This window comes from Pseudomonas sp. KK18 (genome assembly GCF_037094675.1).
Taxonomy (GTDB): domain Bacteria; phylum Pseudomonadota; class Gammaproteobacteria; order Pseudomonadales; family Pseudomonadaceae; genus Aquipseudomonas.
This window is the reverse complement of sequence record NZ_CP146605.1, coordinates 412,674-428,598: the sequence shown is the minus strand read 5'-3', so window position 1 is coordinate 428,598 and position 15,925 is coordinate 412,674. Positions and strand designations below refer to the sequence as shown.

The window sequence follows — 15,925 nt, the reverse complement described above, 5'->3', positions numbered from 1 at the left end:
CGTGGCAGCGATTAACAGTAGAGTCAGGCCTTGCCGTTACAGCTTGACGGCAGAGTCGGGGGGCCGGTGACGCAGGCCACAGGCAAACAGCCCCGGGCTCTTAGCTCGGTCGATAAACGCGCACATTGGCATGCCCCTCACTGAGCAAATGGTGGGCATGCAGGCGACTCATCACGCCTTTGTCGCAATACAACAGGTACTGACGGCTGTCATCCAGTTCCTTGAAACGCGCATTCAATGCATAGAACGGCAGCGTTTGTACGTCGATGCCAGCAATTTCCAGCGGCTCGTCTTCAGCGGCATCCGGGTGACGGATGTCGATGATGATCTGACCGGCCAGAGCCTCGCTGACTTCTTCGATCTGCAAATCCTGGCCCAATTCGTCGATAACCCGATCGATCGGCACCAGCTTGGCGTTCTCAAGCGCACGCTCGAGCACCGCCATATCGAACTGTTGTTCTTCGTACTCCACGCGGTTGCGCTTGGCGTGGGTCTTGGGGTTCACCGAGATGACCCCGCAATATTCCGGCATGTGCTTGGCGAAATCCGCCGTGCCGATCTGGGTCGCCAGGTCGATGATGTCTTGCTTGTGACTGGCGATCAGCGGGCGCAGTACCAGCTTCTCGGTCACAGAGTCGATCAACGACAGGTTCGGCAGGGTCTGGCTGGACACCTGGGAAATCGCTTCACCGGTGACCAGTGCGTCGATTTCCAGCCGATCCGCGATTCGGGACGCAGCGCGTAACATCATACGCTTCAATACTACGCCCATATGACTGTTATCGACTTTCCCGAGAATTTCTCCCAGGACTTCCTCGAACGGTACGCTGACAAACAGCACCCGTTGCGAGCTGCCGTACTTCTTCCAGATGTAATGCGCGACTTCCATCACGCCCAATTCGTGTGCACGCCCGCCCAGGTTGAAGAAGCAGAAGTGGCTCATCAGCCCGCGGCGCATGATCTGGTAGGCCGCGACAGTGGAATCGAAACCGCCGGACATCAATACCAGGGTCTGTTCCAGGGCACCCAGCGGGTAGCCGCCGATGCTGTCGTGCTGGCTGTGGATCACAAACAACCGTTGGTCGCGAATTTCCATCCGCACTTCAATTTGCGGCTCTTTCAGGGAAATTCCGGCAGCGCCGCACTCGCGACGCAGCTTGCTGCCCACATATTTCTCGACATCCATGGAGCTGAACGGGTGCTTGCCGGCGCGTTTGCAACGCACTGAAAACACCTTGCCTGCCAGCACATCGCCGTAGTGCTGCTTGCACTTTTCGGTGATGTCGTCGAAGTCGCCCAGCGGGTACTCGTCGACCTGCAGGAAATGCGCGATGCCCGGCACGCAGCTCAGGCGCTCGGTCATGTCCTTCAGGGCCTTGGGGTCTGTGAGGCGGGTTTCCAGCTCGAGATTGTCCCACACACCATTCACCACCACAGCCGGGTCCAGATCGCGGAGCACGGCACGGATGTTCTTGGCCAATTGACGGATGAAACGCATCCGTACCGGTCGGCTCTTGATGGTGATCTCGGGGAAGACTTTAACGATTAATTTCATGAAAACAGCGCGCGCAGGCCCAGCCGAAAAAGGGGGGCGCGGATTATAGCGGAAATCGCTCAAGGTTTAACCAGTTAATATGCAACTGACCTTTCGCGCACCAAAACGGGTCATAAACCAAAATAAGCGCTACATTGCGGTGCGCAATTTCTTCCGTTTCAGCGGATTGCACCTTTATAGGGGCGTTTTTGTGGCAAAAAACCCATGTCGGGGCACTGGCATGCAATTTGCTCTCTTGTGAGGCAGGTTGCCTTGGTCGAGTATTCGCGCCGGCATCACCCACATTCTAAGGGCTACTCCACTACCCCAGCCCGAAGCCACCCGGAGGACACTATGTCGAAGTCGGTTCAACTCATCAAAGATCATGACGTCAAATGGATTGATCTGCGCTTCACGGACACCAAAGGCACTCAGCACCACGTGACCATGCCGGCTCGCGACGCGCTGGATGACGCCTTCTTCGAAGAAGGCAAAATGTTCGACGGCTCCTCCATTGCCGGCTGGAAAGGCATCGAAGCTTCCGACATGATCCTGATGCCGGACGACAGCACTGCCGTACTCGACCCGTTCACCGAAGACCCAACCTTGATCATCGTCTGCGACGTGATCGAGCCTTCGACCATGCAGGGCTACGACCGTGACCCACGTGCGATCGCCAAGCGTGCCGAGGAATACCTGAAGTCGACCGGTATCGGCGACACCGTATTCGTAGGCCCGGAACCAGAATTCTTCATCTTTGATTCGGTCAAGTTCAAGTCCGACATCTCTGGCTCCATGTTCAAGATCTTCTCCGAACAAGGTTCGTGGATGTCCGACCAGGACGTGGAAGGCGGCAACAAAGGCCACCGTCCAGGTATCAAAGGCGGCTACTTCCCGGTTCCTCCGTTCGACCACGACCACGAAATCCGTACCTCCATGTGCAACGCCATGGAAGAGATGGGCCTGGTCATCGAAGTTCACCACCACGAAGTGGCGACTGCCGGCCAGAACGAAATCGGCGTGAAGTTCAACACCCTGGTTGCCAAGGCTGACGAAGTTCAGACCCTGAAGTACTGCGTACACAACGTGGCTGATGCCTACGGCCGTACCGCTACCTTCATGCCTAAGCCTCTGTACGGCGATAACGGTTCGGGTATGCACGTTCACCTGTCCATCGCCAAAGAAGGCAAGAACACCTTCGCTGGCGAAGGTTATGCCGGCCTGTCCGACACTGCCCTGTACTTCATCGGCGGTATCATCAAGCACGGTAAGGCCCTGAACGGCTTCACCAACCCATCGACCAACTCCTACAAGCGTCTGGTCCCAGGTTTCGAAGCTCCGGTAATGCTCGCCTACTCGGCTCGCAACCGTTCCGCTTCGATCCGTATTCCTTACGTGTCCAGCCCTCGCGCTCGCCGTATCGAAGCCCGTTTCCCGGATCCGGCAGCCAACCCGTACCTGGCCTTCGCTGCCCTGGTCATGGCCGGCCTGGACGGTATCCAGAACAAGATCCACCCTGGCGATGCCGCCGACAAAAACTTGTACGACCTGCCGCCTGAAGAGGCCAAAGAGATCCCACAAGTGTGCGGCAGCCTGAAAGAAGCCCTGGAAGAGCTGGACAAGGGCCGTGCGTTCCTGACCAAAGGCGGCGTGTTCAGCGACGACTTTATCGATGCCTACATCGCCCTGAAAAGCGAAGAAGAAATCAAGGTCCGCACCTTCGTACACCCACTGGAATACGAGCTGTACTACAGCTGCTGATCCGGTAGCGCTGCGTAACGCGGCGTGATGAAAAAGGCCTCCTTCGGGAGGTCTTTTTTTTGCCCGCAAAACCCTGTTGGAGCGGGCTTGCCCACGAAAAATTCAAAGGCGCCGCATTTCTTCAATATTTACGCGTTATCGTTAACGACCTTCGCGAGCAAGCTCGCCCCTACAGAAGAGGGATCTGCCTTGAAACTCAAAATTGGGTTCATCTTGCTGGCCATCAGCGCCAATGTATTCGCAGCACCACCCACCCTCGCCCCGCTGCTCGACAGCATTGCCGAACGCCTGGCGATTGCCGACCAGGTGGCCCTGAGCAAATGGGACAGCCACAAGCCCGTCGAAGACCGCCCACGGGAGCAGGACGTGATCGCCAGCGTCGTCGCCCAGGCGCCGAGCTACAAACTGGCACCGGCACAGGCCGAGCAGTTTTTCTCGGCCCAGATCGAGGCGAACAAACTGGTGCAGTACGCCCACCTTTCCGACTGGCAGCTGCAAGGCAAGGCGCCGAATGACCCACGCCCGGATCTGGTCGGCCAGATCCGCCCTAAACTGGACCTGCTGCAAAAACGCCTGCTGCAACAGCTGGCGGACTTCACCCCGGAGCGCACCAACCCGCAATGCCCGCAATGGCTGGCCCAGGCCAATCACGCACCTGCCAAAGACTCGCTGCACCAGCTGGCAATGATCCGCGCCACTGCCGAGCTGTGTATCTATAAAATCTAAAATTGCGAACCCCATCAAAATGTGGGAGCGGGCTTGCTCGCATGGCGGTGTGTCAGTTGATATATGCATGACTGACACGCCGCCTTCGCGAGCAAGCCCGCTCCCACAATTTAGATCCGACCCATTCAGCCAATCAGTCGCTGCCACCAGCTTCCTGAACAGACTTTTCAAAACCGCACTATATTGGTGCGATACGCTGCACCCTTCCCACTTACGCAACCCATTTTGGTTCGAAACTTCCCGTCCAAGCTGGCAGAACGCCACAGTTTCGCGCCTTAAGCCCCCATTTCAGGGCTTTAACGCTTCTTTTCGGAGCTTTGGTTTGGTTTTTGCATTTTCCTTGTATCAGCGTGTGCCTCAAGCCCGCGCCTTGCTCCAAAAGAGGTCCTAATGACCATCAGCGACGCACTGCACCGCCTGTTACTCGACAACCTGACCACCGCGACCATTCTGCTCAATGACGAACTGCGCCTTGAGTACATGAACCCGGCGGCGGAGATGCTGCTGGCCATCAGCGGGCAGCGCAGCCATGGGCAATTCATCAGTGAGCTGTTCACTGAGTCGGCCGAGGCCTTGAGCTCGTTGCGCCAGGCCGTGGAGCAGGCGCACCCGTTCACCAAGCGCGAAGCGATGCTCACCGCCCTCACCGGCCAGACCCTCACCGTCGACTACGCGGTAACACCGATCCTCAGCCACGGCGCCACCTTGTTGCTGCTGGAGGTGCATCCCCGCGATCGCCTGCTGCGCATCACCAAGGAAGAGGCGCAGCTGTCCAAGCAGGAAACCAGCAAGATGCTGGTGCGCGGCCTGGCCCATGAGATCAAGAACCCCCTGGGCGGGATTCGCGGTGCCGCACAACTGCTGGCCCGCGAGCTGCCGGACGAAAACCTCAAGGACTACACCAACGTCATCATCGAGGAAGCCGACCGCCTGCGTAACCTGGTAGACCGCATGCTCGGCTCCAACAAGCTGCCGTCGCTGGCAATGACCAACGTGCACGAAGTGCTGGAGCGGGTTTGCCAGTTGGTGGAGGCCGAAAGCCAGGGCTGCATCACCTTGGTGCGCGACTACGACCCGAGCATTCCCGACGTATTGATCGACCGCGAGCAGATGATCCAGGCGGTGCTCAATATCGTGCGTAACGCCATGCAGGCCATCAGCAGCCAGAACGAGCTGCGCCTGGGCCGCATCAGCCTGCGCACCCGTGCCCTGCGCCAGTTCACCATTGGCCACGTGCGCCATCGCCTGGTGACCAAGGTCGAGATCATCGACAACGGCCCCGGCATCCCTGCAGAACTGCAGGAAACCATCTTTTTCCCAATGGTCAGCGGCCGCCCGGACGGTACCGGGCTCGGCCTGGCCATTACCCAGAACATCATCAGCCAGCACCAGGGTTTGATCGAATGTGAGAGCCATCCCGGTCACACCACCTTCTCGATCTTTCTGCCACTGGAACAAGGAGCCCCATCGACATGAGCCGTAGTGAAACTGTCTGGATCGTCGATGACGACCGTTCTATCCGCTGGGTCCTGGAGAAAGCCTTGCAACAGGAAGGCATGACCACCCAGAGCTTCGACAGCGCCGACGGGGTGATGAGCCGCCTGGCTCGCCAGCAGCCCGATGTGATCATCTCCGACATCCGCATGCCCGGCGCCAGCGGCCTGGACTTGCTGGCGCGGATTCGCGAGCAGCACCCGCGCCTGCCGGTGATCATCATGACCGCGCACTCGGACCTGGACAGCGCTGTCGCGTCCTATCAGGGCGGCGCCTTTGAATACCTGCCAAAACCGTTCGACGTGGACGAAGCGGTGGCGCTGGTAAAACGCGCCAACCAGCACGCCCAGGAACAGCAGAACCAGGAAGCCCCGCCGGCCCTGACCCGTACCCCGGAAATCATCGGCGAAGCGCCGGCGATGCAGGAAGTGTTTCGCGCCATCGGGCGCTTGAGCCACTCCAACATCACCGTGCTGATCAACGGCGAGTCGGGTACCGGTAAAGAGCTGGTGGCCCACGCCCTGCACCGTCACAGCCCACGGGCGGCGTCGCCGTTCATTGCGCTGAACATGGCGGCGATCCCGAAAGACTTGATGGAGTCGGAACTGTTCGGCCATGAAAAAGGCGCGTTCACCGGCGCAGCCAACCTGCGCCGTGGCCGTTTTGAACAGGCCGACGGCGGCACGCTGTTCCTCGATGAAATCGGCGACATGCCGGCCGACACCCAGACGCGCTTGCTGCGGGTCCTGGCCGACGGCGAGTTTTATCGGGTAGGCGGGCACACGCCGGTCAAGGTCGACGTACGTATCATCGCGGCGACGCACCAGAACCTGGAAACCCTGGTGCACGCCGGGAAATTCCGTGAAGACTTGTTCCACCGCCTGAACGTGATCCGCATCCACATCCCACGGATGTCGGACCGCCGCGAGGACATCCCGACCCTGGCCCGTCACTTCCTCAGCCGCGCCGCCCAGGAGCTGGCCGTCGAGCCGAAGCTGCTGAAAAGCGAGACCGAGGAATACCTGAAGAACCTGCCATGGCCGGGCAACGTGCGTCAGCTGGAGAACACCTGCCGCTGGATCACGGTGATGGCTTCGGGGCGCGAAGTGCATATCAGCGACCTGCCGCCTGAGCTGCTGAGCCTGCCGCAGGATTCGGCACCGGTGACCAACTGGGAGCAGGCGCTGCGCCAATGGGCCGACCAGGCCCTGGCACGTGGCCAGTCGAACCTGCTGGACAGCGCTGTGCCGGCTTTCGAGCGGATCATGATCGAAACCGCCCTCAAGCATACTGCTGGACGTCGTCGCGACGCCGCCGTGCTGCTGGGCTGGGGCCGCAATACGCTGACACGCAAGATCAAGGAGCTGGGGATGAAGGTTGACGGTGGGGATGATGATGAGGGCGATGAAGGCTGATTGATCCCTCAAGTACACCGAAGATCCAGTGTGGGAGCGGGCTCGCTCGCGAAGGCGATGGTTCAGTCAACATGCGTATCGACTGACGCGCCGCCTTCGCGAGCAAGCCCGCTCCCACATTTGGATCTCCACAAGGTTTCAGCACTGTGCACCGCTTCAATGCACCACGAACCGGCATCGCGCACTTATCCAACGCCTGAAACCCATGCCTTGTTAAGAAAATATTAAAACCCAAAAAAGCCAAAGCCCCGTATTCCGGGGCTTTGCGCTTTCTGAAGAAATTTTTTGGCGCCACTTCGCAATTCTGGCACGCGCCCTGCAATAACCCTGTTACTACCCAGTTTCGGGGACCTTGGTACAGGCAGGCCGAGAATCCCCTCTTTAACACCCGGGGTGCTTGATGCGGATCGCGTCGCGCCCCACACCCGTTTCGGGAACCTCGGTACAGGCAGGCCGGGGATTCCCTCTTTAACACCGAAGCCTTTGGCTTCACCCCGTTTTGGGAGCCCTGGTACAGGCAGGCCGGGAACTCCCTTCTTTACACCCGGGGCTTATGAGGCAACGCGCCCATAGCCCCAGCCCGTTTTGGGAACCTTGGTACAGGCAGGCCGGGGATTCCCTCTTTTATTGCTCCTGGAGATGGATCTCCACCCGCCAGCGTCCATCGGCCTTCTCTCCCGACCACTCCCCGCGCAACGGCCGAGCCGCCACCAGGTTCAGCAGCAAGCCGCCATCGGTCTTGCGTACGCGCCAGTTCACATCCTTGTCATTGAGCTTCAATTGGCCGCCCTGGGCCTTGCCAAGCGCGTCGAACAGCAGCGCCACGGTGCCGTCGATATGCTCGCCGTGCAGCTTGGGTTCGCTGTTGAACCACACCACCAGGCCATCGGCGGCGGGCTCTACCTGCTGCAGCTCAACCGGGTCTGGCGTGGTCAGCCGGCCGATCATCAGGCCTACCATCAAGCCGACAATCGCCAACGAGCCTAAAACCCGTGGCAATAGCTTCGGCCTGGGGTCTTCTTCAGGGGTAGAATGCAGCGCATCTTTGCCTTCGGAGCCGTGCATGTTTCACGTCATCCTTTTTCAACCAGAAATTCCGCCGAATACCGGCAACGTTATCAGGCTGTGCGCCAACAGTGGCTGCCACCTGCATTTGATCGAGCCCTTGGGTTTCGACATGGACGACAAGCGCCTGCGCCGCGCCGGGCTGGACTACCACGAGTACGCCACCCTGCAACGCCACGCCGACCTTGCCAGCTGCCTGGAAAGCCTGAACCACCCACGGTTGTTCGCGTTTACCACCAAGGGTTCGCGGCCGTTCCATGATGCCAGCTTTGCCGAAGGCGACGCCTTCCTGTTCGGCCCGGAAAGCCGCGGCCTGCCGGCAGACGTGCTCGACGCCCTGCCAGACGGCCACCGCCTGCGGTTGCCGATGCGCGAAGGCTGCCGCAGCCTGAACCTGTCCAATACCGTGGCCGTCGCCGTTTACGAAGGTTGGCGGCAACTGGGGTTCAAGTAACACTGCATAACGAATGTGGGAGCGGGCTTGCTCGCGAAAGCGGAGTGCCAGTCAACGAAGATATCGACTGAAGTACCGCATTCGCGAGCAAGCCCGCTCCCACATTGGATCGGCGTCGTTGCTCAGAACAGCTTACTGAACCGTTGGCGAGCCTTCCTGTTGCATGCGCTGCAGCTCTTGCGCATACAGGGCATCGAAGTTCACCGGAGCCAGCATCAGCGCCGGGAACGAGCCACGGGTGACCAGGCTGTCCAGGGTCTCACGGGCATACGGGAACAGGATGTTCGGGCAGAACGCGCCCAGGGTGTGGCTCATGGACGCTTCGTCCAGGCCCTGGATCAGGAAGATACCGGCCTGTTGCACTTCAGCAATGAAGGCCACTTCTTCGCCGTTCTTGACGGTGACCGACAGGGTCAGCACGACCTCGTGGAAGTCACCTTCCAGGGCCTTCTGACGGGTGTTCAGGTCCAGCGCAACGCTCGGGGTCCATTCCTGACGGAAGATGGCCGGGCTTTTCGGCGCTTCGAACGACAAGTCACGCACGTAAATACGCTGCAGGGAAAATTGTGGGCCTTGAGCTTCTTCTGCTGCCGCTTCGGTGTTCTGTTGGTCAGTCATCGCAGATCCTTCGTGATCTTGGGGTCTTTTAGGGGTTAGGAGTCAGACGTGAAGCAGCGCATCCAGTTTACCGGCGCGCTCGAGTGCGAACAGGTCATCGCAACCACCGACATGCTTGTCACCGATCCAGATCTGCGGCACGGACGTGCGTCCCGCTTTCTTGGTCATCTCGGCGCGCACCTGGGGCTTGCCATCAACCTTGATCTCTTCGAAGACAACGCCCTTTTTCACAAGCAGGGCCTTGGCCCGCATGCAATAAGGGCAATAATCGCTGGAATAAACGACAACCTGGCTCATATCACTTCACCAGCGGCAGGTTATCGCCACGCCAGCTGGAAATACCACCCGACAGTTTGGCGGCGTTGAAGCCGGTTTTCAGCATCTCGCGGGCGTGGGTGCCGGAGTGCTGGCCCTGGGCGTCGACCAGGATAATGGTCTTGGCCTTGTGCTTTTCCAGCTCGGCCAGGCGCGAAATCAGTTTGTCCTGGGGAATGTTCAGCGCGCCGACAATGTGACCGGCGGCGAAATCCTTGGCGGGACGAATGTCCACCACTACGGCCTCATCCTTGTTGACCAGGGCGGTCAGCTCGGACGTGCTGAGGCTGCGGCCACCGCGGCTCAATTCGTGAGCGATCAGCAGCGCCAGCAGTACGACGAACGCACCAGCGAGCAAATAGTGGGTAGTGGCAAATGCAATCAGGTGATCAACCATCAAGGAGGTTCCAGGGCGTTAAAATGGCGGTAAGTATACACAGCCGTCATGGTCGGCCAACCCCCGTAAAGCGGTGACGTGGTCGGAACTTCGCTTTAAACTGCCACTCCCTTTTCTATTCCCTTCATTCATTACCGCCGCGAGAGGATCTATGACTACTACGCCTAAACCTTTGGTCCTGATAATTCTCGATGGCTTCGGACACAGTGAAAGCCACCACGACAACGCCGTGTACTCGGCCAGCAAGCCAGTACTGGACCGTCTGAGCGCTACCGTTCCGAACGGCCTGATCTCGGGCTCGGGCATGGATGTTGGCCTGCCGGACGGCCAAATGGGCAACTCGGAAGTCGGCCATATGAATCTCGGTGCCGGACGAGTGGTCTATCAAGACTTCACCCGCGTGACCAAAGCGATCCGCGACGGTGAGTTTTTCGAGAACCCAAACATCTGCGCGGCAGTGGATAAAGCGGTCAAGGCCGGCAAGGCCGTGCACTTCATGGGCCTGCTGTCGGACGGCGGCGTCCACAGCCACCAGGACCACCTGATCGCCATGGCCGAACTGGCCTTCAAGCGCGGCGCCGAGAAGATCTACCTGCACGCGTTCCTCGACGGCCGCGACACCCCGCCGAAAAGTGCCCAGTCCTCCATCGAACTGCTGGACGAAACCTTCAAGACCCTCGGCAAAGGCCGCATCGCCAGCCTGGTTGGCCGCTACTTCGCCATGGACCGCGACAACCGCTGGGACCGCGTGGCACAGGCCTACAACCTGATCGTCGACGGCCAGGCCGAATTCAACGCCGCCACCGCCCAGGAAGGCCTGGAGGCCGCCTACGCCCGTGGCGAGAGTGACGAGTTCGTCAAGGCCACCACCATCGGCGAACCGGTCAAGGTCGAAGATGGCGACGCCGTGGTGTTCATGAACTTCCGCGCCGACCGTGCCCGCGAGCTGAGCCACGTATTCGTCGATGCCGGCTTCAAGGACTTCGAGCGCGCCCGCCAGCCGAAAGTCGAATTCGTGATGCTGACCCAATACGCCGCCAACATCCCGGCCCCGTCGGCATTCGCCCCGGGCAGCCTGGAAAACGTGCTGGGGGATTACCTGGCGAAAAACGGCAAGACCCAACTGCGCATTGCCGAAACCGAGAAATACGCCCACGTCACCTTCTTCTTCTCCGGCGGTCGTGAAGAACCGTTCCCGGGTGAAGAACGCATCCTGATCCCGTCGCCGAAAGTCGCCACCTACGACCTGCAGCCGGAGATGAGTGCCCCGGAAGTCACGGACAAGATCGTCGACGCCATCGAACACCAGCGCTACGACGTGATCGTGGTCAACTACGCCAACGGTGACATGGTGGGCCACAGCGGCAACCTGGAAGCGGCGGTAAAAGCCGTGGAATGCCTGGACCTGTGCGTCGGCCGCATCGTCGACGCGCTGGAAAAGGTGGGCGGCGAAGCGCTGATCACCGCTGACCACGGCAACTGCGAGCAAATGTCCGACGAATCCACCGGACAGGCCCACACCGCCCACACCACCGAGCCGGTGCCATTCATCTACGTAGGCAAACGTGACTTTAAAGTACGTGATGGCGGCGTGCTGGCCGACGTGGCACCGACCATGTTGATGCTGATGGGGCTGGAGAAGCCGAAAGAGATGACTGGCACTTCGATTCTGGTCTGACACAGTTCAGGGGTTGCTCAAAACAGGCAGCCCGTCAATAATGGACTCGAGCGCGAAACCAGTTGCCTCCAGCGGCGATAACTGGCGTAGGAACCCCGCAGATGGCTGGATATCCGCGTAGGGTGAGACCTCCACACCCCTGCTTGAGGGTGTGTATATGAATATCAAGCAAGCACTACTTAGGGCAGTTCGAAAGAGCTGCCCTTTTCTTTGGGCGTCACAAAAGCTCGTAACGCTTGTAGAGCAACTCACCATGACGATGCTTGTTCAAGGCCTTGGCGTCTGTCTGCATGAAGTTCCACAGCACATTGCCAGCCTGAATATTGACCACCACCAGCATCTGCCTCCTGGATTCATAAGCCCCAATGAATGCTAAACGAGCGGAGCAATCGCTATAAGCAACACGCCATATTTCCAGAGGCCCCGTCAATGTGTCCAAGGCGAACCTGACATAACGCTCTCTGGCGTCCTGCCGCTTTTCAACAATGTGCTGCAGACAGCTACGCCTGATCGCTATTTGCCCCAAAGGCGAGGCAACTTCCACTTCCGAACAGCTCGAATGGGCAATGCCAAAATGCATTGCGACTATATCGATGGCCGCTTCGACATCGTTGCCGGCGGCCACTTCCTCAAGTGGACGCGCTCGCAAAGCCCGATCCAGACTACGAAGGTCGGGAAGCCCATAATCAAGCCACGTTTGCTGGCCTTTTGACTCGTGAATACAAGGCATTACTGACTATGCCGACCGTCGGATTAACAGGGCCGAAGAGTCTATTCCGAGCGCAAATGCACCGTCAGGGCGGAGCATTTCAAGGCATTTCGCGAAGCACACAAAACAACTGCAGAAGCACGACACGACGCTCTCAACCGCTCGTCGCCTTCAAAGGGCTATGGGACTTGCGCACAATTGCTTGCAGAATGCGGCCACTGGGCACCTAACTTGCCTGCCAAGCCGAATTGGGCGTTTTTTTTGCAGCGCTTGGCGGGCATACTAGGCCGTCCCTTTCCCTGGTGTCGCCCGCCTCTATGCTTCGCGCCTTGATTACCCTTGCTCTTGTCTGCCTGCTCCAACCGGCGTTTGCCGATGAGCGCGCACAAACCCAACAACAGTTGGACGCTACGCGTCAGGACATTACCGAGCTGAAGAAGCTGCTCGGCAAGCTCCAGGAAGAGAAGTCCGGCGTGCAGAAAGACCTGCGCGGTACGGAAACCGAGATGGGCAAGCTGGAGAAGCAGGTCCAGGAGCTGCAAAAAGAACTAAAGAAGAGCGAGTCGGAACTGGAGCGACTCGACGCTGAGAAAAAAAAACTCCAGAGCGCCCGCGTTGAACAGCAACGCCTGATCGCGATCCAGGCCCGCGCCGCTTACCAGAACGGCCGCCAGGAATACCTCAAGCTGCTGCTCAACCAGCAGAACCCGGAAAAGTTCGCCCGCACCCTTACCTATTACGACTACCTGAGCAAGGCCCGCCTGGAGCAACTGAAAAGCTTCAACGAGACCCTGCGCCAGTTGGCCAACGTCGAGCAGGAAATCGCCAACCAGCAGTCGCAGCTGCTCGACCAGAAAACCGCCCTCGACAGCCAGCGCGACGAACTGGACAAGGTCCGCAAGGAGCGCCAGCAGGCGCTGGCCAAGCTGAATGACGACGTGAAGGCCCGTGACGCCAAGCTCCAGGCCCGCGAGCAAGACCAGGCTGACCTCGGTAAAGTCCTGAAAACCATCGAGGAAACCCTGGCGCGCCAGGCCCGTGAGGCAGAGCAGGCGCGGCAAAAAGCGCTGATTGCCCAGCAGGAAGCCGAAAAAAAGCGCGAGCGTGAAGCCGCCGAGGCAGTCGCCAGCGCCACTACCGACGCCCCGGCCCCGCGTAAACCGGCGCGTGCAGCGCCTGGCCCGCTGGTTTCCAGCGCCGGCGAATCCTTCGGCGGACCTTTTGCTTCAGCTCGGGGCAAACTTCCATGGCCAGTTGATGGTCGATTACTGGCACGCTTTGGTGAAACCCGTGGCGATGACACCCGCGCCAAGTGGGACGGTGTGATGATCAGTGCCGGTGCCGGCACCCAGGTCCACGCTATCCACGGCGGCCGCGTGGTATTTGCCGATTGGCTGCGTGGCGCAGGTTTGTTGGTGATTCTTGACCACGGTAATGGCTATTTGAGCCTTTACGGCCACAATCAAACTTTGCTTAAAGCGGCAGGTGATGTTGTAAAAGCCGGTGAATCCATCTCCACTGTCGGTAACAGTGGTGGCCAGGACACCCCGGCGCTGTACTTCGCTATTCGTCAGCAGGGCCGCCCGAGCGACCCGGCACAATGGTGCCGTACCCAAGGATAAGGGTCGCATCTACATTAGGAGTTCGTTCGACATGCTGCATTTGTCCCGCCTCACATCGCTGGCCCTGACGATCGCTCTGGTGATCGGCGCGCCTTTGGCATTCGCCGACCAGACCGCCCAGTCGGCCACGGCCGCGACCACCAAGGCCCCGCTGCCGCTGGACGAGTTGCGCACCTTTGCCGAGGTCATGGACCGGATCAAGGCCGCTTATGTCGAACCTGTGGACGACAAGACCCTGCTGGAAAATGCCATCAAGGGCATGCTCAGCAACCTTGACCCGCACTCCGCCTACCTGGGCCCGGAAGATTTCGCCGAGCTGCAGGAGAGCACCAGTGGTGAATTCGGTGGCCTGGGCATTGAAGTCGGCGCCGACGACGGCAACATCAAGGTCGTTTCGCCGATCGATGACACCCCTGCGTCCAAGGCCGGCATCCAGGCCGGTGACTTTATCGTCAAGATCAACGGCCAGCCGACCCGCGGCCAGACCATGACCGAAGCCGTCGACAAGATGCGCGGCAAGATCGGCCAGAAAATCACCCTGACCCTGGTGCGCGACGGCGGCACGCCGTTCGACGTGACCCTGACCCGCGCCACCATCACGGTCAAGAGCGTGAAGAGCCAGCTGCTGGAGTCGGGCTACGGCTACATCCGTATCACCCAGTTCCAGGTCAAGACCGGCGACGAAGTGGCCAAGGCCCTCGCCAAGCTGCGCAAAGACAACGGCAAGAAACTCAGCGGCATCGTGCTCGACCTGCGCAACAACCCGGGCGGCGTGTTGCAGGCAGCGGTGGAGGTGGTCGACCACTTCATCACCAAGGGCCTGATCGTCTACACCAAGGGCCGTATCGCCAACTCCGAGCTGCGCTTCTCGGCCACCGGCAACGACCTCAGCGAAGGCGTGCCGATGGTTGTGCTGATCAACGGCGGCAGCGCCTCGGCTTCGGAAATCGTCGCCGGCGCCCTGCAAGACCAGAAACGCGGCGTGCTGATGGGCACCACCAGCTTCGGCAAAGGCTCGGTGCAAACCGTGCTGCCGCTGAACAATGAGCGTGCCTTGAAGATCACCACGGCGCTGTACTACACGCCGAACGGTCGCTCGATCCAGGCCCAGGGCATCGTGCCGGACATCGAAGTGCGCAAGGCCAAGATCACCAACGAAGCCGACAGCGAGTTCTACAAGGAAGCGGACCTGCAAGGCCACCTGGGCAATGGCAACGGCGGCGCCGACCAGCCGACCGGCAGCGGCTCGAAAGCCAAGCCGATGCCGCAGGACGACGATTATCAGTTGGCCCAGGCGCTGAGCCTGCTCAAGGGCCTGAGCATTACGCGCAGCCGTTGATATGCGCCGTGGACTGATCATCGCTTTGCTGTGCTGTCTGGCGGGAGTCGCCCAAGGCAACCCCGCCAGTGCAGCCCCCGCTGAACACAAAGCCTACCTGACCCTGATCATCGACGACCTAGGGCAAAACCTGCCCCGGGATCGTCGTGTGCTCGCCCTGCCCGGCCCGGTGACCACGGCGATCATGCCCGACACACCCCACGCCGCCGAATTCGCCCGCGAAGCCCACAAGGCCGGCAAGATCGTCATCCTGCACATGCCCATGGACCCGGCCACCGGCCCGTTCGCCTGGCACCCCGACCTGCCCATCGAAGAGCTCGGCAAACGCCTGGACGCAGCCTTCAAGGCCGTGCCCTACACCGCCGGCATCAACAACCACATGGGCAGCCGCATGACCGCCCAGCCGGAGGCCATGGCCTGGTTGATGGGTGAGCTGCAACGACGCCACAAGTTCTTCGTCGACAGCCGCACCAGCGCTAAAACCGTCGCCGCCGCCGAGGCGCAAAAGATTGGCCTGGCCAGCGTCTCGCGGGATGTGTTCCTCGACGACGAACGCACCGAAGCGGCCATCACCACCCAGCTGCAGACCGCGATCAAGCTGGCCCACAAACAGGGGTCGGCGGTGATGATCGGCCACCCTTATCCACAGACCCTGGCGGTACTCGAACGTGAGCTGCCCAAGCTCAAGGCCCAGGGCGTCGAGTGGATCGACATCAAGTTGATGATCAGCCTGCGCAGCAACCAGGCCATGGCCGGGCACGGAAAAAACGGCACTTACCGCTAGTGCTATATAGCTAC

The 15,925-nt window shown here is 60.0% G+C and carries 15 protein-coding genes; 9 read left to right on the top strand and 6 right to left on the bottom strand.

Annotated elements, in window-relative coordinates; translation table 11 throughout:
- Nucleotides 1–100: 100 nt before the first annotated feature.
- Entirely contained in the window at nt 101–1,555 is a 1,455-nt protein-coding gene (gene thiI, locus V6607_RS01925; RefSeq protein ID WP_023659343.1) for a tRNA uracil 4-sulfurtransferase ThiI, read from the bottom strand.
- Nucleotides 1,556–1,888: 333 nt separating this feature from the next.
- On the opposite strand from thiI, the gene glnA reads away from it, so the two are divergent.
- From glnA to ntrC, 4 genes are all read left to right on the top strand, one after another.
- Nucleotides 1,889–3,295, top strand: a complete 1,407-nt coding sequence (glnA, locus tag V6607_RS01920; RefSeq protein WP_003217999.1) for a glutamate--ammonia ligase — start codon at nt 1,889–1,891, stop codon at nt 3,293–3,295.
- A gap of 189 nt (nt 3,296–3,484) precedes the next feature.
- Complete coding sequence (locus V6607_RS01915) at nt 3,485–4,021, top strand: chorismate mutase (protein ID WP_134325592.1); 537 nt, start codon at nt 3,485–3,487, stop codon at nt 4,019–4,021.
- Nucleotides 4,022–4,411: 390 nt separating this feature from the next.
- A complete protein-coding gene (gene glnL, locus V6607_RS01910; RefSeq protein WP_003218001.1) occupies nt 4,412–5,497 on the top strand; it encodes a nitrogen regulation protein NR(II) in 1,086 nt (361 codons plus the stop codon).
- Nucleotides 5,494–6,930, top strand: a complete 1,437-nt coding sequence (gene ntrC / locus V6607_RS01905) for a nitrogen regulation protein NR(I) (protein WP_003218003.1) — start codon at nt 5,494–5,496, stop codon at nt 6,928–6,930. Before glnL ends, ntrC begins: the two co-directional genes overlap by 4 nt.
- A 624-nt stretch (nt 6,931–7,554) precedes the next feature.
- Here the strand turns inward: ntrC and V6607_RS01900 are convergent.
- Nucleotides 7,555–7,995 (bottom strand): hypothetical protein, encoded by a 441-nt coding sequence (locus V6607_RS01900; protein ID WP_134325590.1) that lies wholly within the window; start codon nt 7,993–7,995, stop codon nt 7,555–7,557.
- On the opposite strand from V6607_RS01900, the gene V6607_RS01895 reads away from it, so the two are divergent.
- On the top strand, nt 7,994–8,449 hold the full coding sequence (locus V6607_RS01895; protein WP_003218007.1) for a tRNA (cytidine(34)-2'-O)-methyltransferase: 456 nt from the start codon (nt 7,994–7,996) through the stop codon (nt 8,447–8,449). The two genes, V6607_RS01900 and V6607_RS01895, sit on opposite strands and share 2 nt — an antisense overlap.
- A gap of 132 nt (nt 8,450–8,581) precedes the next feature.
- Here the strand turns inward: V6607_RS01895 and secB are convergent, their stop codons facing one another.
- The 3 genes from secB to V6607_RS01880 are packed head-to-tail and all read right to left on the bottom strand — an operon-like array spanning nt 8,582 to nt 9,779.
- The gene (secB, locus tag V6607_RS01890; protein WP_003218009.1) at nt 8,582–9,067 is read right to left on the bottom strand and encodes a protein-export chaperone SecB; all 486 of its coding nucleotides are present in this window, start codon (nt 9,065–9,067) and stop codon (nt 8,582–8,584) included.
- A 42-nt stretch (nt 9,068–9,109) separates the two neighbouring features.
- Nucleotides 9,110–9,364 (bottom strand): glutaredoxin 3, encoded by a 255-nt coding sequence (grxC, locus tag V6607_RS01885; protein WP_003218011.1) that lies wholly within the window; start codon nt 9,362–9,364, stop codon nt 9,110–9,112.
- Between the two features lies 1 nt (nt 9,365).
- Entirely contained in the window at nt 9,366–9,779 is a 414-nt protein-coding gene (locus V6607_RS01880) for a rhodanese-like domain-containing protein (protein ID WP_003218014.1), read from the bottom strand.
- A gap of 151 nt (nt 9,780–9,930) precedes the next feature.
- Here V6607_RS01880 and gpmI point away from each other — a divergent pair, with 151 nt between their 5' ends.
- Nucleotides 9,931–11,457, top strand: a complete 1,527-nt coding sequence (gene gpmI, locus V6607_RS01875) for a 2,3-bisphosphoglycerate-independent phosphoglycerate mutase (RefSeq protein ID WP_003218015.1) — start codon at nt 9,931–9,933, stop codon at nt 11,455–11,457.
- Between the two features lie 217 nt (nt 11,458–11,674).
- Here the strand turns inward: gpmI and V6607_RS01870 are convergent, their stop codons facing one another.
- Complete coding sequence (locus V6607_RS01870; protein ID WP_166742138.1) at nt 11,675–12,187, bottom strand: PBECR2 nuclease fold domain-containing protein; 513 nt, start codon at nt 12,185–12,187, stop codon at nt 11,675–11,677.
- Between the two features lie 296 nt (nt 12,188–12,483).
- On the opposite strand from V6607_RS01870, the gene V6607_RS01865 reads away from it, so the two are divergent.
- The 3 genes from V6607_RS01865 to V6607_RS01855 are packed head-to-tail and all read left to right on the top strand — an operon-like array spanning nt 12,484 to nt 15,911.
- Entirely contained in the window at nt 12,484–13,788 is a 1,305-nt protein-coding gene (locus V6607_RS01865; protein ID WP_087693335.1) for a murein hydrolase activator EnvC, read from the top strand.
- A gap of 31 nt (nt 13,789–13,819) precedes the next feature.
- Nucleotides 13,820–15,127 (top strand): S41 family peptidase, encoded by a 1,308-nt coding sequence (locus V6607_RS01860; RefSeq protein WP_003218023.1) that lies wholly within the window; start codon nt 13,820–13,822, stop codon nt 15,125–15,127.
- A gap of 1 nt (nt 15,128) precedes the next feature.
- Complete coding sequence (locus tag V6607_RS01855; protein ID WP_008435686.1) at nt 15,129–15,911, top strand: divergent polysaccharide deacetylase family protein; 783 nt, start codon at nt 15,129–15,131, stop codon at nt 15,909–15,911.
- Nucleotides 15,912–15,925 lie beyond the last annotated feature (14 nt).

Excerpts from the sequence above, each read along its gene's own strand:
- V6607_RS01865 (WP_087693335.1), top strand. The coding sequence starts at position 12,484 with ATGCTTCGCGCCTTGATTACCCTTGCTCTTGTCTGCCTGCTCCAACCG.
- V6607_RS01870 (WP_166742138.1), bottom strand. The coding sequence starts at position 12,187 with ATGCCTTGTATTCACGAGTCAAAAGGCCAGCAAACGTGGCTTGATTAT.
- V6607_RS01895 (WP_003218007.1), top strand. The coding sequence starts at position 7,994 with ATGTTTCACGTCATCCTTTTTCAACCAGAAATTCCGCCGAATACCGGC.
- V6607_RS01900 (WP_134325590.1), bottom strand. The coding sequence starts at position 7,995 with ATGCACGGCTCCGAAGGCAAAGATGCGCTGCATTCTACCCCTGAAGAA.
- gpmI (WP_003218015.1), top strand. The coding sequence starts at position 9,931 with ATGACTACTACGCCTAAACCTTTGGTCCTGATAATTCTCGATGGCTTC.
- V6607_RS01880 (WP_003218014.1), bottom strand. The coding sequence starts at position 9,779 with ATGGTTGATCACCTGATTGCATTTGCCACTACCCACTATTTGCTCGCT.
- grxC (WP_003218011.1), bottom strand. The coding sequence starts at position 9,364 with ATGAGCCAGGTTGTCGTTTATTCCAGCGATTATTGCCCTTATTGCATG.
- thiI (WP_023659343.1), bottom strand. The coding sequence starts at position 1,555 with ATGAAATTAATCGTTAAAGTCTTCCCCGAGATCACCATCAAGAGCCGA.
- glnL (WP_003218001.1), top strand. The coding sequence starts at position 4,412 with ATGACCATCAGCGACGCACTGCACCGCCTGTTACTCGACAACCTGACC.
- secB (WP_003218009.1), bottom strand. The coding sequence starts at position 9,067 with ATGACTGACCAACAGAACACCGAAGCGGCAGCAGAAGAAGCTCAAGGC.
- ntrC (WP_003218003.1), top strand. The coding sequence starts at position 5,494 with ATGAGCCGTAGTGAAACTGTCTGGATCGTCGATGACGACCGTTCTATC.
- V6607_RS01855 (WP_008435686.1), top strand. The coding sequence starts at position 15,129 with ATGCGCCGTGGACTGATCATCGCTTTGCTGTGCTGTCTGGCGGGAGTC.
- glnA (WP_003217999.1), top strand. The coding sequence starts at position 1,889 with ATGTCGAAGTCGGTTCAACTCATCAAAGATCATGACGTCAAATGGATT.
- V6607_RS01860 (WP_003218023.1), top strand. The coding sequence starts at position 13,820 with ATGCTGCATTTGTCCCGCCTCACATCGCTGGCCCTGACGATCGCTCTG.